The sequence below is a fragment of the Longispora sp. NPDC051575 genome (assembly GCF_040681875.1).
Classification (GTDB): domain Bacteria; phylum Actinomycetota; class Actinomycetes; order Mycobacteriales; family Micromonosporaceae; genus Longispora.
Window position 1 is genome coordinate 893,895 of sequence record NZ_JBFAZP010000001.1, and the last position, 23,631, is coordinate 917,525.

The window sequence follows — 23,631 nt, forward strand, 5'->3', positions numbered from 1 at the left end:
CATAGGAGGCTCGCCATGCCCATCGCCCAACTCACCGCTACCGCCCTCGGTACGCTCGCCACCCTGAGCGCCGCCGATCGGTTTCGGGTCAGTTGTCTGCGTCTGGACGGTGGTGGGGCATTCGTGTACTGGATGACCGCGGGCGAGACCTACCGGATCGAGCACGACGGCGTCGACTGGGCCGTGACCGGTGGCGAGTGGTTCACCCCGGGCCGGACCTACCGGCTGCGCCGCGCCGGACTGCCGGTCGGCGCGCTGCCCACGGCCCCGCACGGCCGGGTCACCCTCCGCCCCGGCACGGTGTACGAACTCCGCGCCACCTCCCCCACCCGCTGGACCCTGTACGTCCTCGACTGACCCACCCACCCGGCCGACCACCCCTCACCGGCCGGGCGACGACGGCTTCCGGGCCGGTGCCGCGTGGTCGGCCTGACGCGACCCGCCCCGGAAGCCGTCGCGCTGCCCGGCCCCGGCCCCTCGCCCACCGCGCGGTCGACTATGCGACAGCCGGACCGGGATCCGCACGCGAAAGCCGACAAAGCCCGACCCCGCGACATTGACAGGCGTGCGCCGGTGACCGAGGCTGCGGTGGCCTCTCACCGCTTGGAGACCCGATGCGCCCCTCCCGCCGTTCCCTCCTGACCGTGCTCGCCGCCGGCCTGCTCGCCCTGCCGGCGCTGACCGGCTGCGAGGGCGACCCCGCGGGCGACCCGACGGTCAACGCGTCCGCGAAGACCGGCCCGGACGCCACCGCGCCGGCCGCCGCCGCGTTCGACCCGTGCAAGGTGCTGACCGTGGCCGACGTGGGCGCGATCCTCGGCGGCACGGTGACGATGAAGGAGACCCCGGGCGGCGGCTGCCAGTTCGACCAGGACGACCCGCGCGCGCCGTCCTTCGGGATCACCAAGGCCATGCCCGCGGACCAGGGCGGCGGCATCGCGAGCTCGAAGCTCGGCGCGGAGGGCACGATCGACGGCAAGGCGGAGACGCTGTCCGGGGTCGGCGAGGCGGCCTACGTCGTGGTCGGCAAGGGCATGGCGATCCCGACGGAGTCGGTGCAGGCGGCCGGGGGCGTGCAGGTGAAGGGGCAGCTGGTCGACGTCGTCCTGGCCCAGGGCAGCAAGCTGCCGGCGGACCGGGTGACCAAGATGCTCAAGGATGTGCTGGCGCTGATCGCCGCCAACGCCTGACCTGCGGGGCACCGCCCGATCCAAGGGCACCGCTTGGTCCAGGGGCACCGCTTGGTCCAGGGGCATGCGTCGCGCCCCGTGGTCCGGCGTCGACGCGGATGACGGCCGCCGGGGAAATCACTCGGCGGGTGGCGGGGCGCCGCCGTACAGTCGGGGGATGAGAAGTCACGTCACCGCGGCCGCACGAGCTACCAGCTCGTCGGTCGTCGCTGCCTGACCCTCCCCATCCCCGGCGACCGGAAGCGGTTCGCCGGCGCCCCCTGACCTGTTCACGGCCGTGCCAGCGGTCACTTCCGGCTGCCCCGCCACCGGAAGGCCCACCGCCATGGACACCCAGGAAACCCTCGACACCTTCATCGGGTACTACCGCGAGCACGGCCACCACCGCCTCACCGGCAGCAGCCTGCGCCCGCCGCCCGGCGACCCCGTCCTGTTCACGACGTCGGGGATGCACCCGCTCACCCCGTACCTGGAGGGCCGCCCGCATCCCGGCGGTACCCGGCTGGTCAACGTGCAACGCTGCCTGCGCACCACGGACCTCGACGAGGTGGGCGACGACACCCACCTGACCGTCTTCGAGATGCTCGGCTCCTGGTCGCTCGGCGACTACGACGGCCCGACGAGCCTGCGCTGGGGCCACGACCTGCTCCGGTACGGGTTCGGCGTCGACCCGGGGCGGATGCACGTCACCGTGTTCGGCGGCGACGACCAGGTCGGCCCCGACACCGGGTCCCTCGCCACCTGGACGGACCTCGGGGTGCCCGTCGAACTGACCCGGGACGACAACTGGTGGTCCAACGGGCCGACCGGTCCGTGCGGGCCGGACTCCGAGATCTTCGTGTGGACCGGGGACGGCCCGCCGGAGGGCACCCCGACCGGCGACCCGCGCTGGGTGGAGGTGTGGAACCACGTGATGATGCGGTACCGCCGGCACCCCGACGGCAGCCTCGAACCCCTCGTGCAGCGCAACGTGGACACCGGCATGGGCCTGGAACGGATGGTCACCGTGCTCCAGGGCCACCGGTCCGTGTACGGGTCCGACGGGTTCGAGCCGTGGATGACCCGGATCCCCCGGCTCTGGGACCTCGACGGGGAGTCGCTGCGGATCGTCTGCGACCACCTGCGCTCCGGCATCGTGGTGCTCGGCGACGGGATCCGGCCGTCGAACACCGGCCAGGGGTACGTGCTCCGCCGGCTCGTGCGCCGGGTGCTCACCCGGCTGTGGCGCGGTGACGGGTCCCGAACGCTGTCGGACCTGCCGGACACGCTGATCGGCCACACCCTCGACCACTTCGGGCAGGAGGTGGGGATAGGACCCGTCCGAGGGGTACTGCTCGACGAGGAGCGTCGGTTCCGGGAGCTGCTCCGCAGGGGGCGGCCCGTGGTGGACCGGCAGCGGAGGCGCGGGCCGCTGCGGGAGGAGGACTTCCGCTACCTGCACGACACGCACGGGCTGCCCCGCGAGCTGGTGACGGGGCTGCTGTCGGAGCTGGAGTAGGCCACGGACCGCCCCGGTCGCGGGTGCCGGACGGGGCGGGCGTGCGGGGTGCCCCGGTGGCGGTGGCCGGACCCGGGTGGGCCGCAGGGGTCGCCCCGGTCGCGGGTGCCGGACGGACCGCTGCCGCGCGTCGCCCCGGGAACGGGTCGCCGGGCCGGGGCGGGCGGCCCGGGCGGCCCTGGGTGGGGGTTCCCGTTCGGGCCGCCCTGCCCCGGCGCCGTGCCCGGGCAGGGCGGCCCGGAGGTGTGCGGGCGGTCCGGGGCTGCCAGGCGGCGTACCCGGAAAAAGGGGTTCGGGGTCAGAGGAGGGCGTTGGCCGCGCGGATCAGGAGGACCGTGCCGAAGACCGCGAACAGGACCGCCGCACCGAGTTGGATGGTGCGTTGCGGCAGGCGGCGGCCCAGGTGGTACCCGATGAGGATCGCCAGGCCGTCCGCCGTGATCATGCCGGCCGTGGCCCCCGCCCACACGGCCACCGGGTTCTCGCCCGCCGCGAGGGTCAGGGAGGCCAGCATCGTCTTGTCGCCCAGCTCGGACAGGAAGAACGTGGTGGCCACGCCCAGCAGCACCCGGCGGCCCAACGGCCGGGCCTCCTCCTCGCCCTCGGGCTCCGGGCGCAGCGACCAGGCCGCGAACCCGAGGAACGCCAGGCCGCCGGCCAGCGAGATCCACGCCGTGGGCAGGGCCAGGCCGAGGCCGTAGCCGACCCCGACGGAGACGGCGTGCACGCAGGCGGTGGCGGCGGCGATCGCGCCGAGCACGGGCCAGGCCCGGTACCGGGCGGCGAACGCCATCGCGGTCAGTTGACTCTTGTCGCCCATCTCGGCGAGGAAGATCGCGCCGAAGGACAGGGCGAGGGCGGTGAACACGTGGAGGGTTCCTTCCGGTCGACCGGACCGGAGACACGCGAGACTCCGACCCGGCAGCGAACTGCCTGAGTCGAAGGTCTCGCCCACCCGGTCACCGACCGGGCCGTGCGACCGGGCGAGGATCCGCCAGTATGTCGACCGCACGTGTGGGGGCTACTCCCCTTCGCTGGACCGACCCTACCGGGTACGGCGCGCGGTTCCCCAGCCCGCGCGGGACGGATCACACTCCGGACCCTTCTGCGCGGATTCCCCCCGTTCAGCGGGGCGGTCAGGCCTTGCCTCACTGTGTAACATTCCCAATACGGACCGTTCCCAGGGCAGCAGTCGACATTCGTCGCGCGGGAGGCGTCATGTACTACACGATCGAGCGCTGCGAACTCGCCGAGGTCAGGCGCGGAGTGCCGTCGGAGTACCGGCTGTGGCGCCCGGCCTACAGCTCCCTGACCACCGGGGACGCCCACCCCCGACGCCTGGCCGCCGGGGTGCTGGAGAACTATCTGCGGGTCACCGGCGCGGCGCCGGAGACCGTGCGGGTGTCGGTCAGTTCCGGAGCGGTCGCGTTGTGCGTCGTGCACGGTGAGGTCCACGGGGACGGTTCCTAGGCCTGGCCGGAGACGACGGCCGGAACCTGGCCGGCATGCGATTCCGATGGCCCGGGCGGCGAGTTGGCCGCAGGGCCGGGCTGCCCCCGGGCGCCATCCGTGACCGGGGCGGTCTCACGCGCGACCAATGACCGGGCGGGGCTGGCCGATCGGTCCGCGGGCGCGGCGGACCGGGCACTTGCGCGGGTCGGCGATCATCAGGGCACGTACCCCCGATGATCTGGAGTGTGCATGACCGCGTGGCGCCTCGTTCTCCTCGCCGGAGCCGTCCTGACCCTGGCCGGCTGCGGCGCCGATCCCGCGCCGTCGACCAGGCAGCCGGTGTCGGTGCCCGAGGGCTACACCGAGACGTACACCGCCGTGCCGACCTATCCGACGTCCACCGTGGTCGGCACGCCGTCGCCCACGCCGTCGCCGACCTACCCGACGGTCACCCCCACCCCGCCCGGCCGGGGCGGAGTGACGACGACCGTCAAGCAGACGACGTACAGCCGCCCGCCGCAACCGCCGGCGCCGCGCACCACCCGCCGGCGTTAGTCCCCACGGTCTCCGGGCACGGTGGCGCCGGGCGGTTCGGCCCCGTCCCGTGCCCTGCGGTCCATGTCAGGGCGGTTCGGCCCCGTCCCGTGCCCTGCGGTCGAGGTCAGGGCGCGGCGGCCTCGTCCGGGGACACCGCGCTGACCGTGAACGGCGGGCCGGCCCTGCCGGACCGGTCCGCCATCAGCTGGGAGTTCACCAGGTAGAACCGGCCTTCCAGGTACGCCACCGTCGTCGGGGTGTCCGCCGCCGGCCGTTCCAGCCGGCCGACCAGTTCCCCGCCGCGCGCGTCGTCCGCCAACCGGAACGCGCTCAGGAAGAACCGGACCGCACCGTCGGGCTCCTCCACGTTGTCGCACGTGTACAACAGGCCGTCGACCAGCACCATCCCGTCGGCGGACAGGGCGAGCCCGCCCAGGTCCACCCGTTCGGCCGCCCGGGTCGCCACATCCACCCGCCACAGCACCTCGGTACCCTGCGCGGCCACCAGCAGGGTCGCGCCGTCGTGCACGGCGACGATCCCGTTCAGGAACGGCGTCCGGTCCGCGTCGCCCAGGTCGACCCACTCCTCGGGCTCGCCGACCCGGTCCCCGAGCGCGCACCGCCACACCACGGGCCGCTGGGAGTCCGTGACGTAGGCGTGGGCCCCGACGACACACACGTCGTTGAGCAGGGTACCGGCGTCCGTCGGCACCCGGACCCGGTCCACCAGCGCCCCGGTGGCCGTGTCGTAGCCGAACAGGTACCCGGTCTCCGAACCGCAGACCAGCAGCCGCCCGGAGTCGTCCACGGTCATGCCGAGCGCGCTCGTACGACCGTCGGCCCCCGCCGGCTGCCAGACCTCCAGCTCGGGCGCGTCGATCCGGCCCCGGAAGATCGTGCCGTCCCGCGAGCTGGACACATAGAACGTGCTCCCGTCGGGGTCCCCGGCGATCCCCTCGGGGAAGACCGCCCCACCAGGCACTGTGTACTCCGTGATCATGACCACCGAGCCTAGTCACCGTCGGCGGGCGACACGGCCGAAATACGGACGGTCGCCGGTTCCCATCGGGGCGACATGGGGGCGTGGACGCGGTGTCGGGCGGGGGGCCTGACTGCCCGTGGCGGGCGGGGCCGCCGGGCTGCCTGGCCCGACGGGCTGCGAGACCGCTGGCCCGCCGGGCTGCCGGACCGCCGGGCCACTGGGCTGTCGAGTTGCCCGGCCGACGGGCTACGGGTCTACCTGGCCCAACGGGTCGACGGGCCACTTGGCTGCCGGGTTCCCGAGCCGCCGGGCAAACTGGCCGTCGACCGCCGGGCCGCCGGGCTACCTGGCCCGACAGGCTACGGGACCGCTTGGCCCCTTGGCAGTCAGACTGCCGGGCGACAGGGCCGCTGGGCCGACGGACTACCGGACCGCTGAACAGCCGGGCCACTTGGCTGCCGGGCCGCCGGGTAAGTGAACCTGCGGGCCCGATGCCGGCCGGGGCTCGCGGCAGGGCTCCTCAGCACAAGCCAGCCCCACCCGGCCCACGTCGCCTGGCCCACGCACCGGCGTCGACGCGAAGTGTCCCGGGTGGGCCGGCATCACGCCCGAGGGCCCCTCGGGCAATTCCATAGCCGCGTTGGTTGCATACGTAGCGAACGCGTATATGCTTGGGTGCATGACAGACGGACCCCTGCGGGAACCCGCGTTCCTCATCCTCACCGCGCTGGCCGCCGAGCCCCAGCACGGCTACGGCGTGATCGAGGACGTGCTGCGCATCTCCGACGGCCAGGTCAAGCTGCACACCGGCACGCTCTACGCCGTGCTGGACCGGCTCCGTTCGGACGGACTCATCGAGGTGGAGCGCGAGGAGATCGTGCAGTCCCGCCTCCGCCGGTACTACCGGCTGACCGGCGCGGGCGCCCAACGCCTCGTCGCCGAGACCGCGCGACTCCGCCGGCACGCCGACGCCGCGGGACAGCGGCTGCGGCAGGTCGGGCTGACGTTCGGGGCGGGTGCGGCATGAGCGCGGCCCTCGAGGGTCGCTACCGCCGGCTGCTCGCGCTGTACCCGGCGGACTACCGGGCCGCGTACGAGGACGAGATGCTCGGCGTCCTGCTCGCCGGTTCGACCCCGGACCGGCGGTTCCCCGCCCTCGGCGAGACCATGAGCCTCGTGTGGTCCGCAGGGTGGCGGCGACTGCGGCAGCCCAGGTCAGGGACGCCCGACACCTGGTGGGGCGACGCCCTGGCGGCGGTGGGCGTGCTGGCCGCGATGCTGATGCTCGGCAGGCAACTGCGCCCGTTCAGCATGTCCGGGGGCTGGGCCATCATGGTGGGCCACCCATTGCCCGCCCTGCCGGCCATCCACTGGCTCCGGGTGGCGTTCTGGGCGGCGATCGTCGTCGCGGTGCTGTTCCGCAGCCGGCGACTGGCGGCGGCCGGGGCGTGGGCGGCGGCGCTGGGCGAGCTGGTCTCGCTCGTGGTGCGCCAGGCCCCACCGGACCTGCCGCCCCTGGCCCTGGCCTGGCCGGTCGGCCTGACCGCGATCGTCGCGGTGGCGCTGAGCGTCCCGGGCGGCGCGCGCCGGGGCGTCGCCACGCTTCGCCGACGGGGGGTGGCGTTGTGCGCGGCGGCCGGGGCGCTGCTCGCGTTCGCGCCGCTGGTCGTGCCGGCACTGACCACGGTGGGCGTGGTCACCGTGATCCAGTCCGGCGAGTTCGTGGGGCTGGACGAGCGGTGGTTCCGCGCCGAGGCGGCGTCCTCGGGCACCCTCGTCCTGGCGCTCACCGTGTGGATGGCGGCGATCCTGCCGCCGCCCGTCCGCCGCAGGGCGCTGGCACTGTGCGCGCCGGCGGTCACGTTGTGGGCTGCCGCGCAGGTCGGGTCGGACCGGCCGTTCGGCGGGATCCTCCCGACGGCCCTGCTGTGGGGGCCGGGGCACTGGGTGCTGCTGGTCGTCGGGCCGTTGCTGGTCCTGGCCACGAGCGTGTTCCTGGTGTACCGCTCGGAGCGCGTCGCCCCCCGACCGACCGCCTAGCCTTCCGGCCACCGGGCGGGCCGGTGGCCGGGAAGCTGCACCATGGGCCACCGGCACGGGGTGGCAGACCTGAGTAGCGGCTCCCGGACCACCGAAACCGCAGGTTCGACGGCCCCGTCCAGCCTCCCCAGGACCGCCTCACTGATCGTCGCCAACTGCTCGACCTGCTCGGGTGTCAACACGTCGAACAGGTGCCGCCGGACGGGCCGGCGATCCGGACCGACTGACAGACGGGTAGGAGGCCAGGACCTGCTGACAGGCGGGTAGCGGTCCGGACCGAATTCCAGGCGGGGCGGTAGACCTGCGAACTGGACCGTTGCCGTAGGTCGCCGAGCCGGATCCTCGTCTACCAACACGCTGCACCGTTGCCACCGTGAGGCGGTAGGCCAACGAGCAGGGCGGCGACCATGAGTTCCTCTCTGCCAGACCCCGTCGCGCGGCCCGCCCCGTCGACCGATCGTGAGAGCCCGGAGTTCGTGGAACTGGGCGTGGCCGAGCCCTGCTCAACCAACACACTGCACCGTTGGCACCATGGGGCGGTAGGCCGCCGAGCAGGCGGCGACCATGAGCTCCCCTCTGCCAGACCCCGTCGCGCGGCCCGCCCTGTCGACCGATCGCGAGGGCCTGGAGTTCGTGGAACTGGGCGTGGCCGAGCCCTGGTCAACCAACACGCTGGACCGTTGGCACCGTGACGCGGTGAGCCATCGAGTTGGGCCTTGGCCGACAGGCTGGGCCGGGCGACCGACCAGTTGCACCGTCGACTGCCCGACCGGGTGTCACCCCCGGGTGACGCACGGCGGGCCCTCCGGCGTGACCACGGCGCCCACCCCGCCCCCGTCGCGGGTGCGGTCAGACCGGGCTGCCCCCGCCCGGCACTGGATTCCCGATGATCATCACCACGATGGCCACGATCCACGCCGCCACGACGACGACCCCCAGCAGCACGGCGTGTCGACGTATGAACGCCCTGGCTCTGCTCATCCCGTGCACCCCCACATTTTGCGCCCGATCCCGCGCCGCCGTCCGCCGTCCAGGCTAGCCCTACCTAGGGGCCTACGATCCGCTACCTGCCCAGGCCGAACACGCCCAGGTCGGACGCGCCCAGGCGGGAAGTACCCGAGCCGGGTGTACCCGAGCCCCACGTAGCCCGGACCGGATGTGCTCCAGCCGGACACAGCCCGGACCGGACATCTCCGAGACGGCCGTGCCCGAGTGCGCCGCCGCACGGGCCGGTCGCACCCGGCCGTCGCCTTCGCGGCCGAGCCCGTCGCGCACCGCCCGCGTGGACGGCGCCCCGAAATTCCTGGTAGAAACGGGATCCCTGTCGAAGGAGTGCCCGTGACGACTTCCCCCGGCGATCGTCTCGCCGAGTTGGCCCGAGCCGGTGAGCTGCCCGGTCTGCACGCCGTGGTGGCGGTGCGCGGCGGCCGGACGGTCCTGGAGCACTACGGGGTCGGCGAGGACTTCCGGTGGGGCGACGCGCTGGGTGAGCTGGCGTTCGACGCCGGGCGGCGGCACGACCTCCGGTCGGTCACCAAGAGCGTCACCGCCCTGGTGTACGGGATCGCGCTCGGCGAGGGCCTGGTCCCCGGGCCGGACGAGCCGCTGCTGCGGTCGTTCCCGCGTTATCCGGAGCTGGCGGCCGATCCCGCGCGCGCCCGGCTCACCGTCGAGCACGCGCTGACGATGTCGCTCGGTCTGGAGTGGAACGAGGACCCGCCCTACGACAGCCCGGCCAACGCCGAGATCGCGATGGAGCTGGCACCGGACCGCTACCGGTACGTGCTGGAGCTGCCGGTCGTCGAGCCCCCGGGCACCCGGTGGACCTACTGCGGCGGCGCGACGGCCCTGCTCGGGCACCTGATCGCGGAGGGCACCGGCCGGTCGCTGCCGGAGTACGCGAGGGCCGTGCTCTTCTCCCCGCTGGGCATCGACGACGTGGAGTGGATGGCGGGCGCGGACGGTGTGGCCTCCGCCGCGTCGGGGCTGCGTCTCACGCCGCGGGCCCTGGCCCGGATCGGCGAGCTGGTGCTGGCCGGCGGCGCGTGGGACGGTCGCCCGGTGGTACCCGCCGACTGGCTCGACGCGATGCTCCGGCCCCGCCTGGAGACCGACTGGGGCGGCCGGTACGGATACCACTGGTATCTGGAGTCCGTCGACGGGCTCCGGATGGTCGCCGGGTTCGGCAACGGCGGCCAGCGCCTGTTCGTCCTACCCGAGCTGGACCTGTCCGTGGCCGTCACCGCCGGCAACTACGACCAGCCGGAGCAGTGGCGCACCCCGATGACCGTCCTGGGGCAGGTGCTACTCCCCGCACTGGCCTAGGGCCGCCGCATCGGCCCGAGCCACCGCGCTTCGTCCGGGGCCGTCGCGCTGTTCCAGGACTGCACCACCGCCGCCCCAGGGACGTCACTCTGTTCCACAACTGCCGCACCGCCGCCCCAGAGTCGCCGCGCTGTCCACGACCGCAGCACCGCCGCTCCAGGGCCGCCGCGCCGTTCCACAACGGGGCACCGCCGCTCCAGGGACGCCACTCTGTTCCAGGACGGCGGCACCGTTCTAGGGTCGCCGTAGCTGGAAGGTGTGCACCTTCTCCCATCGGCCGGCGGTGGTGACCCGCACGTCGTGGCTGTCCAGCTGGTAGGTGACCGACCAGCGGGTGTGCGACTGGGCCACGTCGCGGAGCAGCCCCAGCGCGGCGTCGGGCGTCAGCACTCCCCCGGCGCGGGTGAGCCGGGCCCGGAGGGTCTCGTACCGTCGGTCGGCGCGGCGGGTCGCCTCGTCCGCGCCGGTCAGCCGGATGTTGGTGAGCGCCTGCCACGGCGGGCCGCCCCGGAGGACCTCCATCCGGCCGTCCACGAACTCCACCACGGCCGAGGCGCCGGAGGAGTCCGCGAGCAGGTAGTGCAGCGCCGGCCCGTCGGTGAAGTCGAGGTTGTATCTGCCCAGCAGCTCCACCGCCTGGTCCACGGTCGCCGCGCGGTCCAGGATGATCCGCTGGATCCGCACGCCCCCGACGGTCGGCAGGGCCGGGTTCTTCCCCGCCCGGCCGGAGTCGTCGGCGGCCAGGCCCACCGCGAGGCCCCGCTCGTTCAGCCCGTCGAAGGGCAGCAGCGGGGCGTTGAGCAGTTCGCGGCGGGTCTTCGGGGCGGTGGTCAGGTCGTCGCCCTTCGCGACCCCGAGGTAGGACAGGTCCACGACGGACACCGCCGCGTACCCGTCCGGGGGTGCGGTGTGCAGGACCATGGCGGCGTGCGGGTCCCAGTCGAAGTTGCGGCCGAAGACGGGGGCCGGGCCGCCGGAGGCCACGAAGAGCGAGCAGCCGAACGGGCTGGCCGTCGGGACCATGGGCACGCCGGCCAGCTCGTCGTAGTCGCCGACGTAGCTCATCTCGTAGAGCGGGAGGTCGTCGACCTTGCGCAGGCTCGCGAGGGTGGCGTCGGCCTCGGCCGCGGTCTGCCGGGACGCCGACACCGTGGTCGGCGCTGACCCGCGCCCGGGGGCGGCGGTCCCGGCGGGGGCCGCCGTGCACCCACCGAGGACCAGCACCAGGAGACCCGCCAGCACGATACGCATGCCTCGACGGTATCGCGGACCCGCCCGGGGTGGGAGTGCCGTTCGGCAGGGTGCCCCGGGGCACCCCTCGGCACGACGCCCGGGGGCGCCCCCGGCACGGCGGGCGAGGCCCCCGGCACGGCCCCTCGGCACGGCCCCCTCGGCACAACGCCCGAGGCCCCGGCACGGCATCCCCCGGCCCCTCGGCACAACACCTCGGGACACCCCGCCCCGCCCACTGTGGAGCCGCCCCTCAGCGGGCGGAGAGATACAGCTCCAGCTGGATGTCGTCCGGGTCCCGGAACGCGATCAGCGTGAAGCCGGTGGACGGCGTGACCGCGATACCGGAGTGCGTGACCCCGGCGTCGGTCAGCCGCTCGGCCCACGCCTCCAGTTCCGCCACGGTGTCCACCCCGAACGCCAGATGGTCGAGGCCGGTGCGGTGCTCGCTGAACACCGTGCCGGCCTCCGGGTGCCGGTGCCGGGTCAGGGCGATCACCACCCCGCTCGGGTGGCGCATCAGCCGGCGGTCGAAGCCGTCGGTGTCCCACGGGAACCAGGGCGCGAAGTCCAGGACCTCGGAGTACCAGCGCACGGAGGCGTCGAGGTCGCGCACGTTCAGCGCGAGGTGGTGGATCCCGGAGAAGGTCGCTTCCGACACGGGTACCGCCTTTCGTCGAGGCCCCGCGCCCCACCCGGGACGCGGGCACCGTCCAGACCACACGCCCACCCTGACACGGATCCGGGGCGCCCGCCCGCCCACCCCGGACACGGATCCCGGACGCCCAACACGCGGATCCCGGGCGCCCGCCCCGAGCCGAACCGCCACCCCCCAGCCGGGTACCCCTCTCAGCCCTTCCACACCCCGGTCCCCGCCGCCGCCCGGCAGAAGTCCCCGAACTCACGGGGCTCACGGCCGAGCGCCTCCCGCACGCCGTGCGCCACCGACGCGTTGCGCCCGTCGAGCACCTCGGCGCACAGCCCGGTGAGCAGGTCGGCGTACTCGGATCCCGCGACCTCGGTGAGCGCCGCCCGGAACTCCCCGGCGGTCACCGGGACGTAGGCGACCTCGCGCCCGGCGGCGGCGGAGATCTCGGCGGCGGCCTCGGCGAAGGTCAGCAGGCGCGGTCCGGTGAGTTCGTACAGCCTGCCGGAGTGCCGGTCGTCGGTCAGCGCGGCGAGGGCGACCTCGGCGATGTCGTCGACGTCCACGAACGGCTCGGCCACCTGGCCGGCCGGCAGCGCGACCACGCCCCCGAGTACCGGCTCCAGCAGGTGTCCCTCGCTGAAGTTCTGCGCGAACCAGCTGGCCCGCAGCAGGGTGTGGTCCAGCCCGGACCCCTGGACGATCCGCTCGCAGAGCTGGGCGTTGTGTTCGCCGCGCCCGGACAGCAGCACGAACCGCCCGACGCCCGCCTCGACGGCCGCGGCGGTGAGGGCCTCGATGGCGGCCGGCGCGCCGGGGGCGGCGAGGTCGGGGTAGTAGGAGACGCAGAGGTTGCCGACGCCCGCCAGCGCGTCCGCCCAGGTCCCGGGGTGGTCCCAGTCGAAGGCGGGGTCGGAGCGCCGGGAACCGGCCCGGGTCGGCAGGCCCCGTTCGGCGAGCAGGTCCAGGACGCGCCGGCCGACCTTGCCGGTGGAACCGATGACGAGGGTGGGTCGCATGGGAACTCCTTCAGTAGGTGATGGAGTCCAGCCTGGTGGGCCCGACCTGGACTCTCAATACTCAGGAATCCGGGTTCCTTTGCCGTTCGTCCAGGATCGTGGACGCACCGGGACGACGGGTGTCACGATGGCTGCCATGCCCGGTGCTCCCCGTACGGTCCCGCCGCCCGCCGACCTCCTCGGTGAGGCGCTGCACCTGCTCCACCTCACCGGCACGCTGTACTGCCGGGCCGAACTCACCGCCCCCTGGGGCGTGGCCGTGCCGACCCTCCCCGGGCTGATGACGTTCCAGATCGTCACGGCGGGCGCGTGCTGGCTGGACGTCGACGGCGCGGAACCGCTCCTGCTGCGGCAGGGCAGCCTGGCGCTGATCCCGCACGGCACCCCGCACCGGATGCGCAGCGCCCCCGACGCGGCCACCCTGCCGCTGTTCGACCTGCCGGTGGAGCACGTCAGCGAGTGGTACGAGATCATGCGGCACGGCGGCGGCGGGGAGTTCACCCACATCACCTACGGGGCGATGACGTTCGACCACGTGACCGCCCAGCGGCTCGTCGCCCAGCTCCCGGCGGTGCTGCACGTGGACACGTGGGACGAGGACGACGCCAGTTGGCTGCACAGCACGCTGCGGTTCATCACCCGGGAGGCCCTGACGCTGCGTCCCGGCGGGGAGGCGGTGATCACCCGGCTCGCCGACATCCTGGCCATCCAGGCGATCCGGTCCTGGCTCGACTCGGCGCCCGAGGCCCGGCAGGGCTGGCTGGCCGCGTTGCGGGACCCGCAGATCGGTCGGGCGCTGTCCTCGATGCACCGCTCCGCCGGGCTGTCGTGGACGGTCGCGGCGCTGGCCCGGGAGGCGGGGATGTCCCGGTCGGCGTTCGCGGCGCGGTTCACGGAGCTGGTGGGCGAGCCGGCGATGCGGTACCTGGCGGAGTGGCGCATGCAGCTCGCCCGCACCCACCTGCGGCAGTCCACGGAGCCGCTGTCGGCGGTCGCGCACCGGTTCGGCTACCAGTCCGAGGCGGCGTTCTGCAGAGCCTTCAAACGCTCCTTCGGGGTACCGCCCGGCAGCGCCCGCCACCAGCCCGCCCCGACATCGGGTTGACCTCTCCGGTTGGACGGCCGGGGCGCCCGTGCGTCAGACTACAATGGACGGACGCACCGCGCGGCTGCCGGCCAGCGGTCGATACCAGGTGAGGCTGTGGGCGAGACGATGCGGCGATGGACCCGGGATCAGCGTGTCATGGCCGGCGGCATCCTCGCGGCGGCGATGACCGCCCTGACCTTGGGCGTCTGCGCCCTGTCCGGCATCGGCCCCTTCCATGACGTCAGTGACCGGCGGGGCGACGGCCCGACCCGCGCGACGTCCGAGGCGCGTGCGGTCGCGCCCTCCCCGGACGTGCAGGTCCTGCTGAGCGCGCCACCGAGACCTCTCCAGGGCTACGAGGGCACGTGGAGCGGGTCGGTGAAGCAGGCCGATGACAACCCCGCGTACCAGGTGGTCCTCAAGCTCGGCGTGATCGAACTCGGGAAGGTGGCCGGGACCTCGGAGTATCCGGGGCTGCCCTGTTCGGGGAGCCTGACGGTGACCGCCGCGAGCGAGGAGGAGCTGGACGTGACCGAGAACATCGTCCGCAACAACGGGAGATGTGTCGCGGTCGCCCAGCTGCGGTTCCGGCTCCAGGCGAACGGCACGCTGCTGTACCTCACCGACGCGGCTCCGGGCGTGTCCCGTTCGGAGGGCACCCTGAACCGGACGGGTTGAGCGGCCCGCGCCAGGGAAGCCGTGGCGTCGTCACCGACGGTGTGCGCCCGCCTGACCGCCCTGACCGCTACCCGGCGGCCGGGTCCGGCGGCCCGTCTGCCGCCGCGCTCCGAGCGGGCCCGGTCCAACGCCGCCCGCGCCACCGCCGTCGACTCGGCGATCTGGCGTTCGAGCTCCTCGATCCGCTGCCGGCGCCGCTCCGGCGTCAGGCCGGTCAGGCCCAGGCGGGCGTCTCTCTCCTCCTGCGACACGGCACTCCTCTCAGGAATTCGGCCCCTACCCGCGGTCGTCTGGCCACAAGTTCGGGTGTCGAGGAGGGACCCGGCCCCGGCCCGGGAGGTCATGCGAGCGCCGCCAGCCACACCTCGTGCTGGAAGTCCCCGTCGCCGTAGTACACGCACAGTTCCAGGACCAGGCGCCGCCCCCCGGTCGTCCACACCCGGGTGCTGGTGTCGTCGGAGTGGTGCAGGCACACGGTGTCCACCTCCGGCGTCCCGTACCGCGCCGTCAGCCGCTCCTCCCAGCCCGCGAGGAGCGCCCCGAACGCGGCCCCGCGCCGCTCGGCCAGGAAGTGGTACTCGCCGTACTGGTCCTCGTCGACGTGGTCGCCGGCCAGTTGGAGTGCCGCGCCGAGGGAGCCCTCGATCTCCGACGGGTCCGGGGCGCCGCCGTCCTGCGGGGTGTAGGACGGGACGGGCCCGGGCTCGGCGGCCAGCAGGTCCTCGGCTACCGCGACCACGTCGCCGCGCAGGTCGTCCAGGTCGCCGGGCCCCTTGTCGAACAGCACCGGCGGCACGCGGAACACCCCGGCCGGCGGGTCGCCCGTCCACAGGGTCGCGCCGCCGGGGTCGGTGAGCCGGGCCCGGCCGGCGGAGACCTCCAGGCGGGCGACCGGGCTGGCGTGGGTGTCCAGGTACACCCAGTGGCCGTGGTCGTCGAGGAACGGCGCGAGACCCTGGCCCGCGTCGAAACCCAGCACCCAGCCGCCGTCCTCCGTACCCGGTTCGCGGAGCCCGGACGGCAGGAACGTCCCGTCGGCCCGGAGCACCCCCCACCGGTCCCCGGACAGCGCCACGGCCGCCCCGCACCGGTCGAAGTCGTCCGCCCACGCGAACGGGCCGGCGATCCGGGACCGGCCGACGAAGCCGAGCCCCGTCAGGTCGTCGCGGGCCAGGCCGCAGGTCATCGTGTTGGACAGGTGCCGCCGGCCGACCACCACGGCCGCGCCGGTGGAGTCGAGGTAGCGGTGGCCGTTCTCCCAGGAGTCCGGTTCGGAGCAGAACGCGAGACCGTCCTCGTTGAACGGTTCCATGGCCTCGAACCGGGGCTCGACGATCCAGTCGCCGGCCCGGTCGATCAGGCCCCACCGGCCGTCGAGCCGCACCGGGGCGGCGCCGTCGGCGGAGAAGGGGTGCGCCTGTTGGAACCTCGGCCCGATCACCGTCGTGCCCGAGCGGTCGACGAAGCCGACCGGGGACCGCGCGCCGGTCCGCACCGCGGCCAGGCCCGACGTGAACGCGTCGGCCCGGTGGAACGGCCCCTCGACCACCGTGGCGCCCGTCGGGTCGACGTAGCCGAACGCGTCGCCCGTGCGCACGGCCGCGAGGCCCTCGCTGAAGTACCCGACCTCGGGGTACGTCGGCGCGACCGCCACGGTGCCCCGCCCGTCGACGAACCCCCAGCCGGAGTCGGTCTGGAACCTGGCGAATCCCTCGGCCAGGCGCATCGCGTCCAGCAGGGTGGGCTCCACGAGCCACCGGCCGTCCGAGCCGAGGTAGCCCCACCGGCCGTCGAGTGCCTGCGCCGGGGCCACCCAGCCGCCGGCGCCGTCGGACTCGAAGGTGCCCACCGCCAGCAGGTCGGGGGCGCGCAGCAGCCGGCCGGCGGGGTCGATCAGGCCGTGCCGGTCGCCGGCGGGACCGGGCACGCACAGGACACGAGGATGCACGCCCGACACTGTACGACGGGGGTGGGACACCCGGCCGGGAACTGGGCCGCGACCCCGTTCCCGGCCGGCGGTTCAGCCGGCGTGTTCGGCGCGGACCGTCCGGGCGGCGGCGACCAGGGCCGCCAGGGCCGGTTCGACCTCGGCGTAGCCCCGCGCCTTCAGGCCGCAGTCGGGATTGGCCCACACCCGTTCGGCGGGTACGGCCCGCACGGCCGCCCGCAGCGCCGCCACCATCTCCCCGACCTCGGGGACCCGGGGCGAGTGGATGTCGTACACGCCGGGGCCGACTCCCCGGGCGTAGCCGGCGGCGGCAAGATCGGCCAGGACCTCCATCTGCGACCGGGACGCCTCGATGCTGGTGACGTCCGCGTCGAGGTCGGCGATGGCGTCGATGACCTCGCCGAACTCCGAGTAGCACAGGTGGGTGTGGATCGCGGTGGCCGGTGCCGCCCCGCCCGTGGCCAGCCGGAACGCGGCGACCGCCCAGTCCAGGTACCCCGGGTGGTCCCGGCGGCGCGGCGGCAGCAGTTCCCGGAGCGCCGGCTCGTCGACCTGGATGATCGCGGTACCGGCCGCCTCCAGGTCGGCCACCTCGTCGCGCAGGGCCAGGGCGACCTGCGCGGCGGTGTCGGCCAGGGGCTGGTCGGTGCGGACGAACGACCAGGCCAGGATGGTGACGGGCCCGGTGAGCATGCCCTTGACCGGCAGGTCGGTGAGCGACTGGGCGTAGGACGTCCACTCCACGGTCATCGGCTCGGGGCGGGTGACGTCGCCGTACAGGATCGGCGGGCGCACGCAGCGCGAGCCGTAGGACTGCACCCAGCCCCGGGCGGTGGCGGCGAACCCGTCGAGCTGTTCGGCGAAGTACTGCACCATGTCGTTGCGTTCCGGCTCGCCGTGCACGAGGACGTCGAGGCCCAGCTTCTCCTGTAGCCGGACCACTGAGGCGATCTCGGCGCGCATCCGCTCGCGGTAGGTGGCGTCGTCGATCCGGGCCGCCACCAGGTCCGCGCGGGCGGCCCGTACCTCCCGGGTCTGGGGGAACGACCCGATCGTCGTCGTCGGCAGCACCGGCAGGGCGAGGGCGGCGGCCTGGGCCCGTGCCCGGTCGGCGTACGGCGCGCGGCCGTTCCCGTACCGCAGCGCGGCCAGCCGGGCCCGGACCGTCGGGTCGTGCCAGCCGGCGGGCGGCTGCGGGCGGGCGGCCCGCGAGGGTGCCACGGCTCCGTCGCGCAGCCCGGCGGCCAGGGTGACGACCTCGTCGACCTTCTGCCGGGCGAACGCCAACCGCCCCCGCAGCGCCGGGTCCAGGTCGGGCTCGGCGCCGAGGTCCACGGGGACGTGCAGCAGGGAGCACGAGGTGCCGACGGCGACCCGGCCGGCGGCGGCGCGCACCGTGGCCAGCAGGTCGTCGGCGGCGGCCAGGTCCGTGCGCCACACGTTGCGGCCGTCGACGACCCCGGCGACGATCAGCGGGGCCACGGGGGCGTGCCGGGTGAGGCGGGCGGCGTCGGCGGGCCCGGACACCAGGTCCACGCCGAGGCCGTCGACCGGGGTGGCCAGCAGGACGTCGAGCGCCGGGCCGAGTTCGCCGTAGGAGCCGGTGACCAGCAGCTTCGGCCGGCCGGGGACGGCGGCGAGCCGGCGGTACGCGCGGTCCAGGGCGCGCAGTTCGGCCTCGGTGCGGTCGGCGGTGAACGCCGGCTCGTCCAGTTGCACCCAGCCGGCGCCGGCCTCGGCGAGCGCGGACAGCAGGCCCGCGTAGCAGTCCACGAGGGAGTCGAGCAGTTCCAGGGTGCCGAACCGGTCCGGGGTGTCGGCCGCAGGCTTGGCCAGCAGCAGGAACGTGACCGGGCCGAGGAGTACGGGGCGGGTGTCCACGCCCAGGGCCAGGGCCTCGCGGTACTCGTCGACGGCCTTCTCCGGGCGCGCCGTGAACACGGTGTCGGGGCCGAGTTCGGGCACCAGGTAGTGGTAGTTGGTGTCGAACCACTTGGTCAGTTCCAGCGGCGCGATCTCGGCGGTGCCCCGGGCCATCGCGAAGTACGTGTCCAGCGGGCTCAGGCCGAGCGCGGCGAACCGGGGCGGCACGGCGTCCACGGCCACCGCCGCGTCGAGCACCTGGTCGTACAGCGAGAAGGTGCCCGAGGGCACGGCGTCCAGGCCGGCGTCGCGCAGGGTGGTCCACACCTCGGCGCGCAGCCCCCGGGCGGTGCGGCGCAGGGAGTCGGCGTCGAGCCGGCCGGCCCAGTACCCCTCGACTGCTTTCTTGAGTTCCCGGTCTCCGCCGATCCGCGGATAGCCGGTCACAGTGCTGGTGAACATCGATCCTGGTCCTTCCCTCGGGACGGACCGCCGGTCCCCGGGAAGGCGCACGCGGGCAGCGTCGATGACGGTGCCCGCCGCTGGACCCACCCGAGAGGTCGACGGCCGCGCGCACGGATGTACGCGCGGCGCGGGCAGGTCTTCGGACTCGTGGGCGACACGCTCGCTCCTACCGGCCGTCGCTTCCCAGGCTCAACGCCCAGTGCTACATGACGGCTTTCGTTCCCACTCACCGCTGCGGGGCAGTCCCGGACTCACACCGGGTTCCCTCTTACGACACCCCGGACCGACGATCGTGGACCGGGGTGAACCAGCGCCACGGGCACCCTAACACCCCGCCTGTCCGCCGTGTCCCGCTCCGGGTGGCGTCAGCCGATCCGCGCGAGCCAGTCCAGGTGCCCGCCGCCGAACGGTCCGGACCGCGCCGTCACCGCCTCCACCAGCCAGGCGGCCGACGCCGACGCGGCGGCGACCACCTCCGGCGGGTAGCCGTACCGGACCTGGTGGTCGGCGAACTCGTCCTCGTCGTCGACGAAGACCCGGCCGTCCGCGCGGACCCGGCACACGTCGAGGTCCAGGTCCACGATCGTCACGGCGTCCGGGGCCGTCCACTCCACGGGGGCGGCGACGTCGCAGTAGAGGTCCAGGTCGGTGGAGCCGCCGTAGAAGTTCGCGGTCCACCAGCTGTCACGCGGGCAGAGCAGGACCTGGGGGGCGGTGGTCGCGTACACCGGGCCGGTGGCCTTGGAGTAGACGGTGCCCTCGGGCTGGCCGAGCCAGACGCCGTGCGCGTCCTCGCCGAGCCGGACCGCCGGGATCGACCAGTGCGGGCCGCCGTCGTATTTCCGCACCGTGACTAGTACTCCGGTCATGATCGGCACGCTACCGGCCGACCGGGGCCGGCCGCAGTCCCGTCGGGGGTGGAAAGCCGACAGGCCGGCGGCCCCTTTCGGGACCACCGGCCTGTCGCAAGCCTGTGGTGAAGCTTAGATCGGACGGATGTTCTCCGCCTGCGGGCCCTTCTGGCCAGCGGTGATGTCGAACTCGACCCGCTGGTTCTCTTCGAGGCTCCGGTAGCCGCTGGACGCGATCGCCGAGAAGTGGGCGAAGACGTCAGCGCCGCCGTCGTCCGGGGAGATGAAGCCGAAGCCCTTTTCGGCATTGAACCACTTGACAGTGCCCTGAACAGCCATTTTCGTTTCCTCTGTACTGATGTGGGTGCCACATTGCGTGGCTCCCGTCGCGGAAGAGGCCGAAAGAAAAAGCACCCGTGATGATCACAGGTGCTTCGGAAAATCTTTCACCCTCAACTGCAATAGGAAAACCGTAGCACGAACCTGGAAAATCGACGGCGAAGCTGGCCAGATCGGCCCCGGAAGTGCCCGTGACAGTCGACACTCCCCGACCGGGAAGGACCCCCGCGCGTACCCGCGAAAGGGTCCTTCCCGGGTTTCTAGAGGGTCAGGGTCCAGGTGTCGATCCGGCCGACGTCGCCGTTGGCGGTGTCCTGCACCCGCAGGGTCCAGGTGCCGTTGCGGACCTCCGTCGACGCGTCGACGGTGTACGTCCTGTTGATGTCCTTGGCGTTCCCGCCCGCCTTGTTGTGCAGCAGGTAGGAGGTGCCGTCGGGCGCGACCAGGTTCACGACCAGGTCGCCCTGGTAGGAGTGCACGATGTGCACCTCCGCCGTCGAGGTGGCCGACGCGTTCCCGGCACACCCCGCGAGGGTGATCGTGCTGGTCACCGTGGTGTTGTCGGGGACCGCCACGTCGGTGCCGTTGGTGCCGGCGCACGGTGCCGGGCCGGCGACGGCTCCCCCGAGCGAGAGCGTCCAGGTGTCGATCCGGCCGACGTCGCCGTTCGCGGTGTCCTGGACCCGGAGCTTCCACGTCCCGTTGGCCACCTCGCCCGACACGTTCACCGGGTACGTCTTGTCGATGTCCTTCGTGCCGGCGCCCGCCTTGTTGTGCAGCAGGTAGGCGGTGCCGTCCGGCGCGACCAGGTTCACCACCAGGTCACCCTGGTAGGAGTGCACGATGTGCACCTCCACCGTGGACGTCGCCGACGCGTTGCCCGCGCAGCCGGCCACGACGACGGAGCTCTCCACCGTCGTGTTGTCCGCGATGTTCACGTCGGTGCCGTTGGTGACCGTGCAGCCGCCGGGCGCGGGGGCCGGGTCGGCGACGGAACCGCTGGTGACCAGCGCGTACGTCTGCGGGCCGTTCGGGACGTTGAAGCCGCGCACCCGGACCGTCCAGGTGCCCGCGGCCGGGTTCTGCAGGTACACGTTCTCGACGTTGTTGCGCCGGTCCGCGTTGCCGCCGGCCGGGGTCCAGCCGCCCGCGAACACGTTGCCCCGGTAGACGGTGCCGTTGGGGGCGACGACCTCCAGGTCGAGGTCGTTGACCAGGCTGACGGCGGCGGCCACCGCGCCCTCGCGGTCGGTGTAGGCCATGCTGACCCGCAGCGGCTGGCCGGCCGCGACCTGGTACCGGACCTCGCGCACGCCGTCCGTCGCCAGACCCGCGCCCTCGTCCACGTACTTCGCGGTACCCGCCGTGGCCCGGTCGAGGTTGATCCGGCCCCAGCCCTCGTGGCTGTTCGGGATCGGGAAGTCGTTGTCGTCGACGCCGTCGCCGTTCTCGTCGAGCAGGTCGTCGGCGCTGTTGATCAGCGTGGCCTTGACCAGCGCGGCGCTGGCGGCGGCGTGCCGGTGGTGCTTGTTGTAGAAGTCGCGCACGATCACCGCGCCGCTGGCCGCGATCGGGTTCGACATCGAGGTGCCGCTGAAGTACTTGTACTGGTTGCTGACCGGGAAGCCGTACCCGTCGTGCTGCCAGGCGTTGCCGCGCGGGTTGGCCGCCGCGTCGTAGCCCTGCTGGTACTGGTCGGAGTAGCCGGACACGATCCACGAACCGGGCGCGACGATGTCGGGCTTGATCCGGCCGTCGTTCGTCGGACCCCGGCTGGAGAAGGCCGCCACCTGCTGGTCGTTGTCCGCCTGCCGGTCGGTGCTCAGCGGCGCGACCGGGTAGTCGTTCGGCCACCAGTCGCCCCAGGTCGGCATCGGGTTCTCGCCGTCGAGCTGGGCGCAGGACCGGTTGCCGGTGGTGTCGATCTCCTTCTGGCTCGTCGGCAGGTACCGCAGGTTGCGGTCGCACGGGTAGTTCGCCCGCTCGTTCTCCGACGCGCCCACCGTGATCACGTTCTTCGCCGTGCCCGGGGAACCGATCGAGTCGTTGTCGACCACCCCGTCGCGGTTGGCGTCCGTGCCCGAGTTGCCGGCGGAGAAGGTGACCGCCATGTCCCGGTGGCCGTTGACGAACGCGTCGGCCTCCCGGGCGTTGTCGTTGTAGGCCCCGGCGACCGGCGCGCCCCACGAGTTGGCGTGCACCCGGGCGCCCAGGTCGTAGGCCTCCTGGAACAGGTCGCCGAGGGCGTCGGGCAGGCCGAACAGGTAGTACCCGTCGCGCTGGTCCTCGGTCTCGCACTGGCCCTGCATGTCGACGTACTCCTCGACGGCCTGGAACACCAGGCTCGCGGCGGGGGCGCCGGCCCGGCCGATCCCGTTCGCGTCGCCGTCGCCGACGACGGACACCGCCACATGGGTACCGTGGCCGCTGTCGACGTCGGCGGCGCCGTTGCCGACCACGTCGTAGCAGCCGGCCGCGTCGGGCTTCGTCCAGCTCCGGATCGCCGTGATCCGCGCGGCGGGGATGTCCGCGTGCGCCGTGGCCGCCGTGCCCCCGCCGAGGCCGGTGTCGGCCACCGCCGCGATCTGGGTGGACCCGTCGTAGCCGCGCGCGTCGGCGGCCGGGATCCGGATCAGCGCGCCGGCGGTCTCGTTGTGCTTCTCCGGGACCTGGAACTTCTCGATCCAGCCGGTCTCGTCCAGGTTCACCAGACCCCGGACCTGATCCGGGGTACCGGCCACCAGCACGGTCGCCCCGGACTCGCGGACGACGACGGCACCCGCCCGGACCGCCGCGTCGCGGATCGCCACCCCGTTGGCCCGGGGCTCGACGCTCAGCCGGTACACGGCCGGCCTGCCCGCTGCCAGCTTGTCCTTCGCCGAGGGCGCGACCTTCCACGATGGGTCGAACCGTCCGATGTAGGAGACGCCGCCGAGCTCCCCGATGGCGCGCGCCACGGCCGGGGTGGCCCGGAGCTTGAACGCGAAGTCGGGCAGGTACTCCAGCAGGTCGCCGCCGGCCGCCGTCACCGCGCGCTTCCACTCCTCGCGCACGGGGCCGTCGAACTGCACCAGGTACGTGCCGGCGCGCTGCTCGCCGAGCGCGAGGCTGGACAGCCCGGGGAGCTTCGCGGGCGCGGCCTTCCCGGGTACGAAGGTGCCGGCGACCAGCCGGATCGGCGCGGCCTCCCCGGCGGCGGGTCGCGCATGGGCGGGCAGGCTCGTGATGCCCAGCGCGGCGAGGAGCAGCGCGGCCGAGGCCAGCCCCGCCCCGCCCCTGCGCGTGACGTGTTTCCTGATCATGAGAGGGGTCCCGTTCCTTGAGGGGTGAGGGCGGGAGCCTAAACGCAGAGTGATCAAGGGCATGTGAAATGTGGCTTAAGAACACCTCATTAACAGCGGCGGTTACGGAGAGCCAGCCAGGTGGCCGGCGCCACGGTGCCGTGGCCGCCGGTCGGGTTCGTCCGCCGCCGCGCCCACCG

The 23,631-nt window shown here is 73.6% G+C and carries 21 protein-coding genes and 1 riboswitch; of the genes, 10 read left to right on the top strand and 11 right to left on the bottom strand.

The window, feature by feature from the left end; genetic code table 11:
* Nucleotides 1-15: 15 nt before the first annotated feature.
* From AB0M43_RS03795 to AB0M43_RS03805, 3 genes are all read left to right on the top strand, one after another.
* Nucleotides 16-357, top strand: a complete 342-nt coding sequence (locus AB0M43_RS03795) for a hypothetical protein (RefSeq protein WP_363720845.1) — start codon at nucleotides 16-18, stop codon at nucleotides 355-357.
* A 257-nt stretch (nucleotides 358-614) separates the two neighbouring features.
* Complete coding sequence (locus AB0M43_RS03800; protein ID WP_363720847.1) at nucleotides 615-1,190, top strand: hypothetical protein; 576 nt, start codon at nucleotides 615-617, stop codon at nucleotides 1,188-1,190.
* Between the two features lie 325 nt (nucleotides 1,191-1,515).
* Nucleotides 1,516-2,688, top strand: coding sequence for an alanine--tRNA ligase-related protein (locus tag AB0M43_RS03805; protein WP_363720849.1), 1,173 nt, complete (start codon nucleotides 1,516-1,518; stop codon nucleotides 2,686-2,688).
* 298 nt (nucleotides 2,689-2,986) lie between these two features.
* Here AB0M43_RS03805 and AB0M43_RS03810 read toward each other — a convergent pair whose 3' ends face one another.
* Nucleotides 2,987-3,556 (bottom strand): TMEM165/GDT1 family protein, encoded by a 570-nt coding sequence (locus AB0M43_RS03810; RefSeq protein WP_363720851.1) that lies wholly within the window; start codon nucleotides 3,554-3,556, stop codon nucleotides 2,987-2,989.
* A gap of 350 nt (nucleotides 3,557-3,906) precedes the next feature.
* Here AB0M43_RS03810 and AB0M43_RS03815 point away from each other — a divergent pair, with 350 nt between their 5' ends.
* Together AB0M43_RS03815 and AB0M43_RS03820 are read left to right on the top strand one after the other, a co-directional pair.
* The gene (locus tag AB0M43_RS03815; protein ID WP_363720853.1) at nucleotides 3,907-4,158 is read left to right on the top strand and encodes a hypothetical protein; all 252 of its coding nucleotides are present in this window, start codon (nucleotides 3,907-3,909) and stop codon (nucleotides 4,156-4,158) included.
* 231 nt (nucleotides 4,159-4,389) lie between these two features.
* Nucleotides 4,390-4,695 carry a hypothetical protein gene (locus AB0M43_RS03820; protein WP_363720854.1) on the top strand — a complete coding sequence of 102 codons (306 nt, stop codon included), beginning with the start codon at nucleotides 4,390-4,392 and terminating at the stop codon, nucleotides 4,693-4,695.
* A gap of 106 nt (nucleotides 4,696-4,801) precedes the next feature.
* Here the strand turns inward: AB0M43_RS03820 and AB0M43_RS03825 are convergent, their stop codons facing one another.
* Nucleotides 4,802-5,677 carry an SMP-30/gluconolactonase/LRE family protein gene (locus tag AB0M43_RS03825; protein WP_363720856.1) on the bottom strand — a complete coding sequence of 292 codons (876 nt, stop codon included), beginning with the start codon at nucleotides 5,675-5,677 and terminating at the stop codon, nucleotides 4,802-4,804.
* 661 nt (nucleotides 5,678-6,338) lie between these two features.
* On the opposite strand from AB0M43_RS03825, the gene AB0M43_RS03830 reads away from it, so the two are divergent.
* The gene (locus AB0M43_RS03830; RefSeq protein ID WP_363720858.1) at nucleotides 6,339-6,686 is read left to right on the top strand and encodes a helix-turn-helix transcriptional regulator; all 348 of its coding nucleotides are present in this window, start codon (nucleotides 6,339-6,341) and stop codon (nucleotides 6,684-6,686) included.
* A complete protein-coding gene (locus AB0M43_RS03835) occupies nucleotides 6,683-7,699 on the top strand; it encodes a hypothetical protein (protein WP_363720860.1) in 1,017 nt (338 codons plus the stop codon). Before AB0M43_RS03830 ends, AB0M43_RS03835 begins: the two co-directional genes overlap by 4 nt.
* 849 nt (nucleotides 7,700-8,548) lie before the next feature.
* On the opposite strand, the gene AB0M43_RS03840 is transcribed toward AB0M43_RS03835, so the two are convergent.
* Entirely contained in the window at nucleotides 8,549-8,680 is a 132-nt protein-coding gene (locus AB0M43_RS03840) for a hypothetical protein (RefSeq protein WP_363720862.1), read from the bottom strand.
* Nucleotides 8,681-9,037: 357 nt separating this feature from the next.
* On the opposite strand from AB0M43_RS03840, the gene AB0M43_RS03845 reads away from it, so the two are divergent.
* On the top strand, nucleotides 9,038-10,024 hold the full coding sequence (locus AB0M43_RS03845; RefSeq protein ID WP_363720864.1) for a serine hydrolase: 987 nt from the start codon (nucleotides 9,038-9,040) through the stop codon (nucleotides 10,022-10,024).
* A gap of 234 nt (nucleotides 10,025-10,258) precedes the next feature.
* Here the strand turns inward: AB0M43_RS03845 and AB0M43_RS03850 are convergent, their stop codons facing one another.
* The 3 genes from AB0M43_RS03850 to AB0M43_RS03860 form a co-directional block, all read right to left on the bottom strand.
* Entirely contained in the window at nucleotides 10,259-11,275 is a 1,017-nt protein-coding gene (locus AB0M43_RS03850; protein WP_363720866.1) for a carcinine hydrolase/isopenicillin-N N-acyltransferase family protein, read from the bottom strand.
* 232 nt (nucleotides 11,276-11,507) lie between these two features.
* A complete protein-coding gene (locus tag AB0M43_RS03855; RefSeq protein ID WP_363720868.1) occupies nucleotides 11,508-11,915 on the bottom strand; it encodes a VOC family protein in 408 nt (135 codons plus the stop codon).
* 188 nt (nucleotides 11,916-12,103) lie between these two features.
* Complete coding sequence (locus AB0M43_RS03860; protein WP_363720869.1) at nucleotides 12,104-12,919, bottom strand: NmrA family NAD(P)-binding protein; 816 nt, start codon at nucleotides 12,917-12,919, stop codon at nucleotides 12,104-12,106.
* 136 nt (nucleotides 12,920-13,055) lie between these two features.
* Between AB0M43_RS03860 and AB0M43_RS03865 the strand changes: the two genes are divergently transcribed.
* Both AB0M43_RS03865 and AB0M43_RS03870 read left to right on the top strand, forming a co-directional pair.
* Nucleotides 13,056-14,024, top strand: a complete 969-nt coding sequence (locus tag AB0M43_RS03865; protein WP_363720871.1) for an AraC family transcriptional regulator — start codon at nucleotides 13,056-13,058, stop codon at nucleotides 14,022-14,024.
* A gap of 96 nt (nucleotides 14,025-14,120) precedes the next feature.
* Nucleotides 14,121-14,684 (top strand): hypothetical protein, encoded by a 564-nt coding sequence (locus tag AB0M43_RS03870; protein ID WP_363720873.1) that lies wholly within the window; start codon nucleotides 14,121-14,123, stop codon nucleotides 14,682-14,684.
* Nucleotides 14,685-15,024: 340 nt separating this feature from the next.
* Here AB0M43_RS03870 and AB0M43_RS03875 read toward each other — a convergent pair whose 3' ends face one another.
* The 5 genes from AB0M43_RS03875 to AB0M43_RS03895 all read right to left on the bottom strand — a co-directional run bounded on the left by AB0M43_RS03875 (nucleotide 15,025) and on the right by AB0M43_RS03895 (nucleotide 23,452).
* Entirely contained in the window at nucleotides 15,025-16,632 is a 1,608-nt protein-coding gene (locus AB0M43_RS03875) for a WG repeat-containing protein (RefSeq protein WP_363720875.1), read from the bottom strand.
* 72 nt (nucleotides 16,633-16,704) lie between these two features.
* On the bottom strand, nucleotides 16,705-18,957 hold the full coding sequence (metE, locus tag AB0M43_RS03880) for a 5-methyltetrahydropteroyltriglutamate--homocysteine S-methyltransferase (protein ID WP_363720876.1): 2,253 nt from the start codon (nucleotides 18,955-18,957) through the stop codon (nucleotides 16,705-16,707).
* A gap of 115 nt (nucleotides 18,958-19,072) precedes the next feature.
* Nucleotides 19,073-19,287, bottom strand: a riboswitch (cobalamin riboswitch).
* A 38-nt stretch (nucleotides 19,288-19,325) separates the two neighbouring features.
* Nucleotides 19,326-19,829, bottom strand: coding sequence for a DUF402 domain-containing protein (locus AB0M43_RS03885; protein ID WP_363720877.1), 504 nt, complete (start codon nucleotides 19,827-19,829; stop codon nucleotides 19,326-19,328).
* Between the two features lie 114 nt (nucleotides 19,830-19,943).
* Nucleotides 19,944-20,150, bottom strand: coding sequence for a cold-shock protein (locus AB0M43_RS03890; protein WP_363720878.1), 207 nt, complete (start codon nucleotides 20,148-20,150; stop codon nucleotides 19,944-19,946).
* Between the two features lie 260 nt (nucleotides 20,151-20,410).
* Complete coding sequence (locus AB0M43_RS03895) at nucleotides 20,411-23,452, bottom strand: proprotein convertase P-domain-containing protein (RefSeq protein ID WP_363720879.1); 3,042 nt, start codon at nucleotides 23,450-23,452, stop codon at nucleotides 20,411-20,413.
* Between the last annotated feature and the right edge of the window lie 179 nt (nucleotides 23,453-23,631).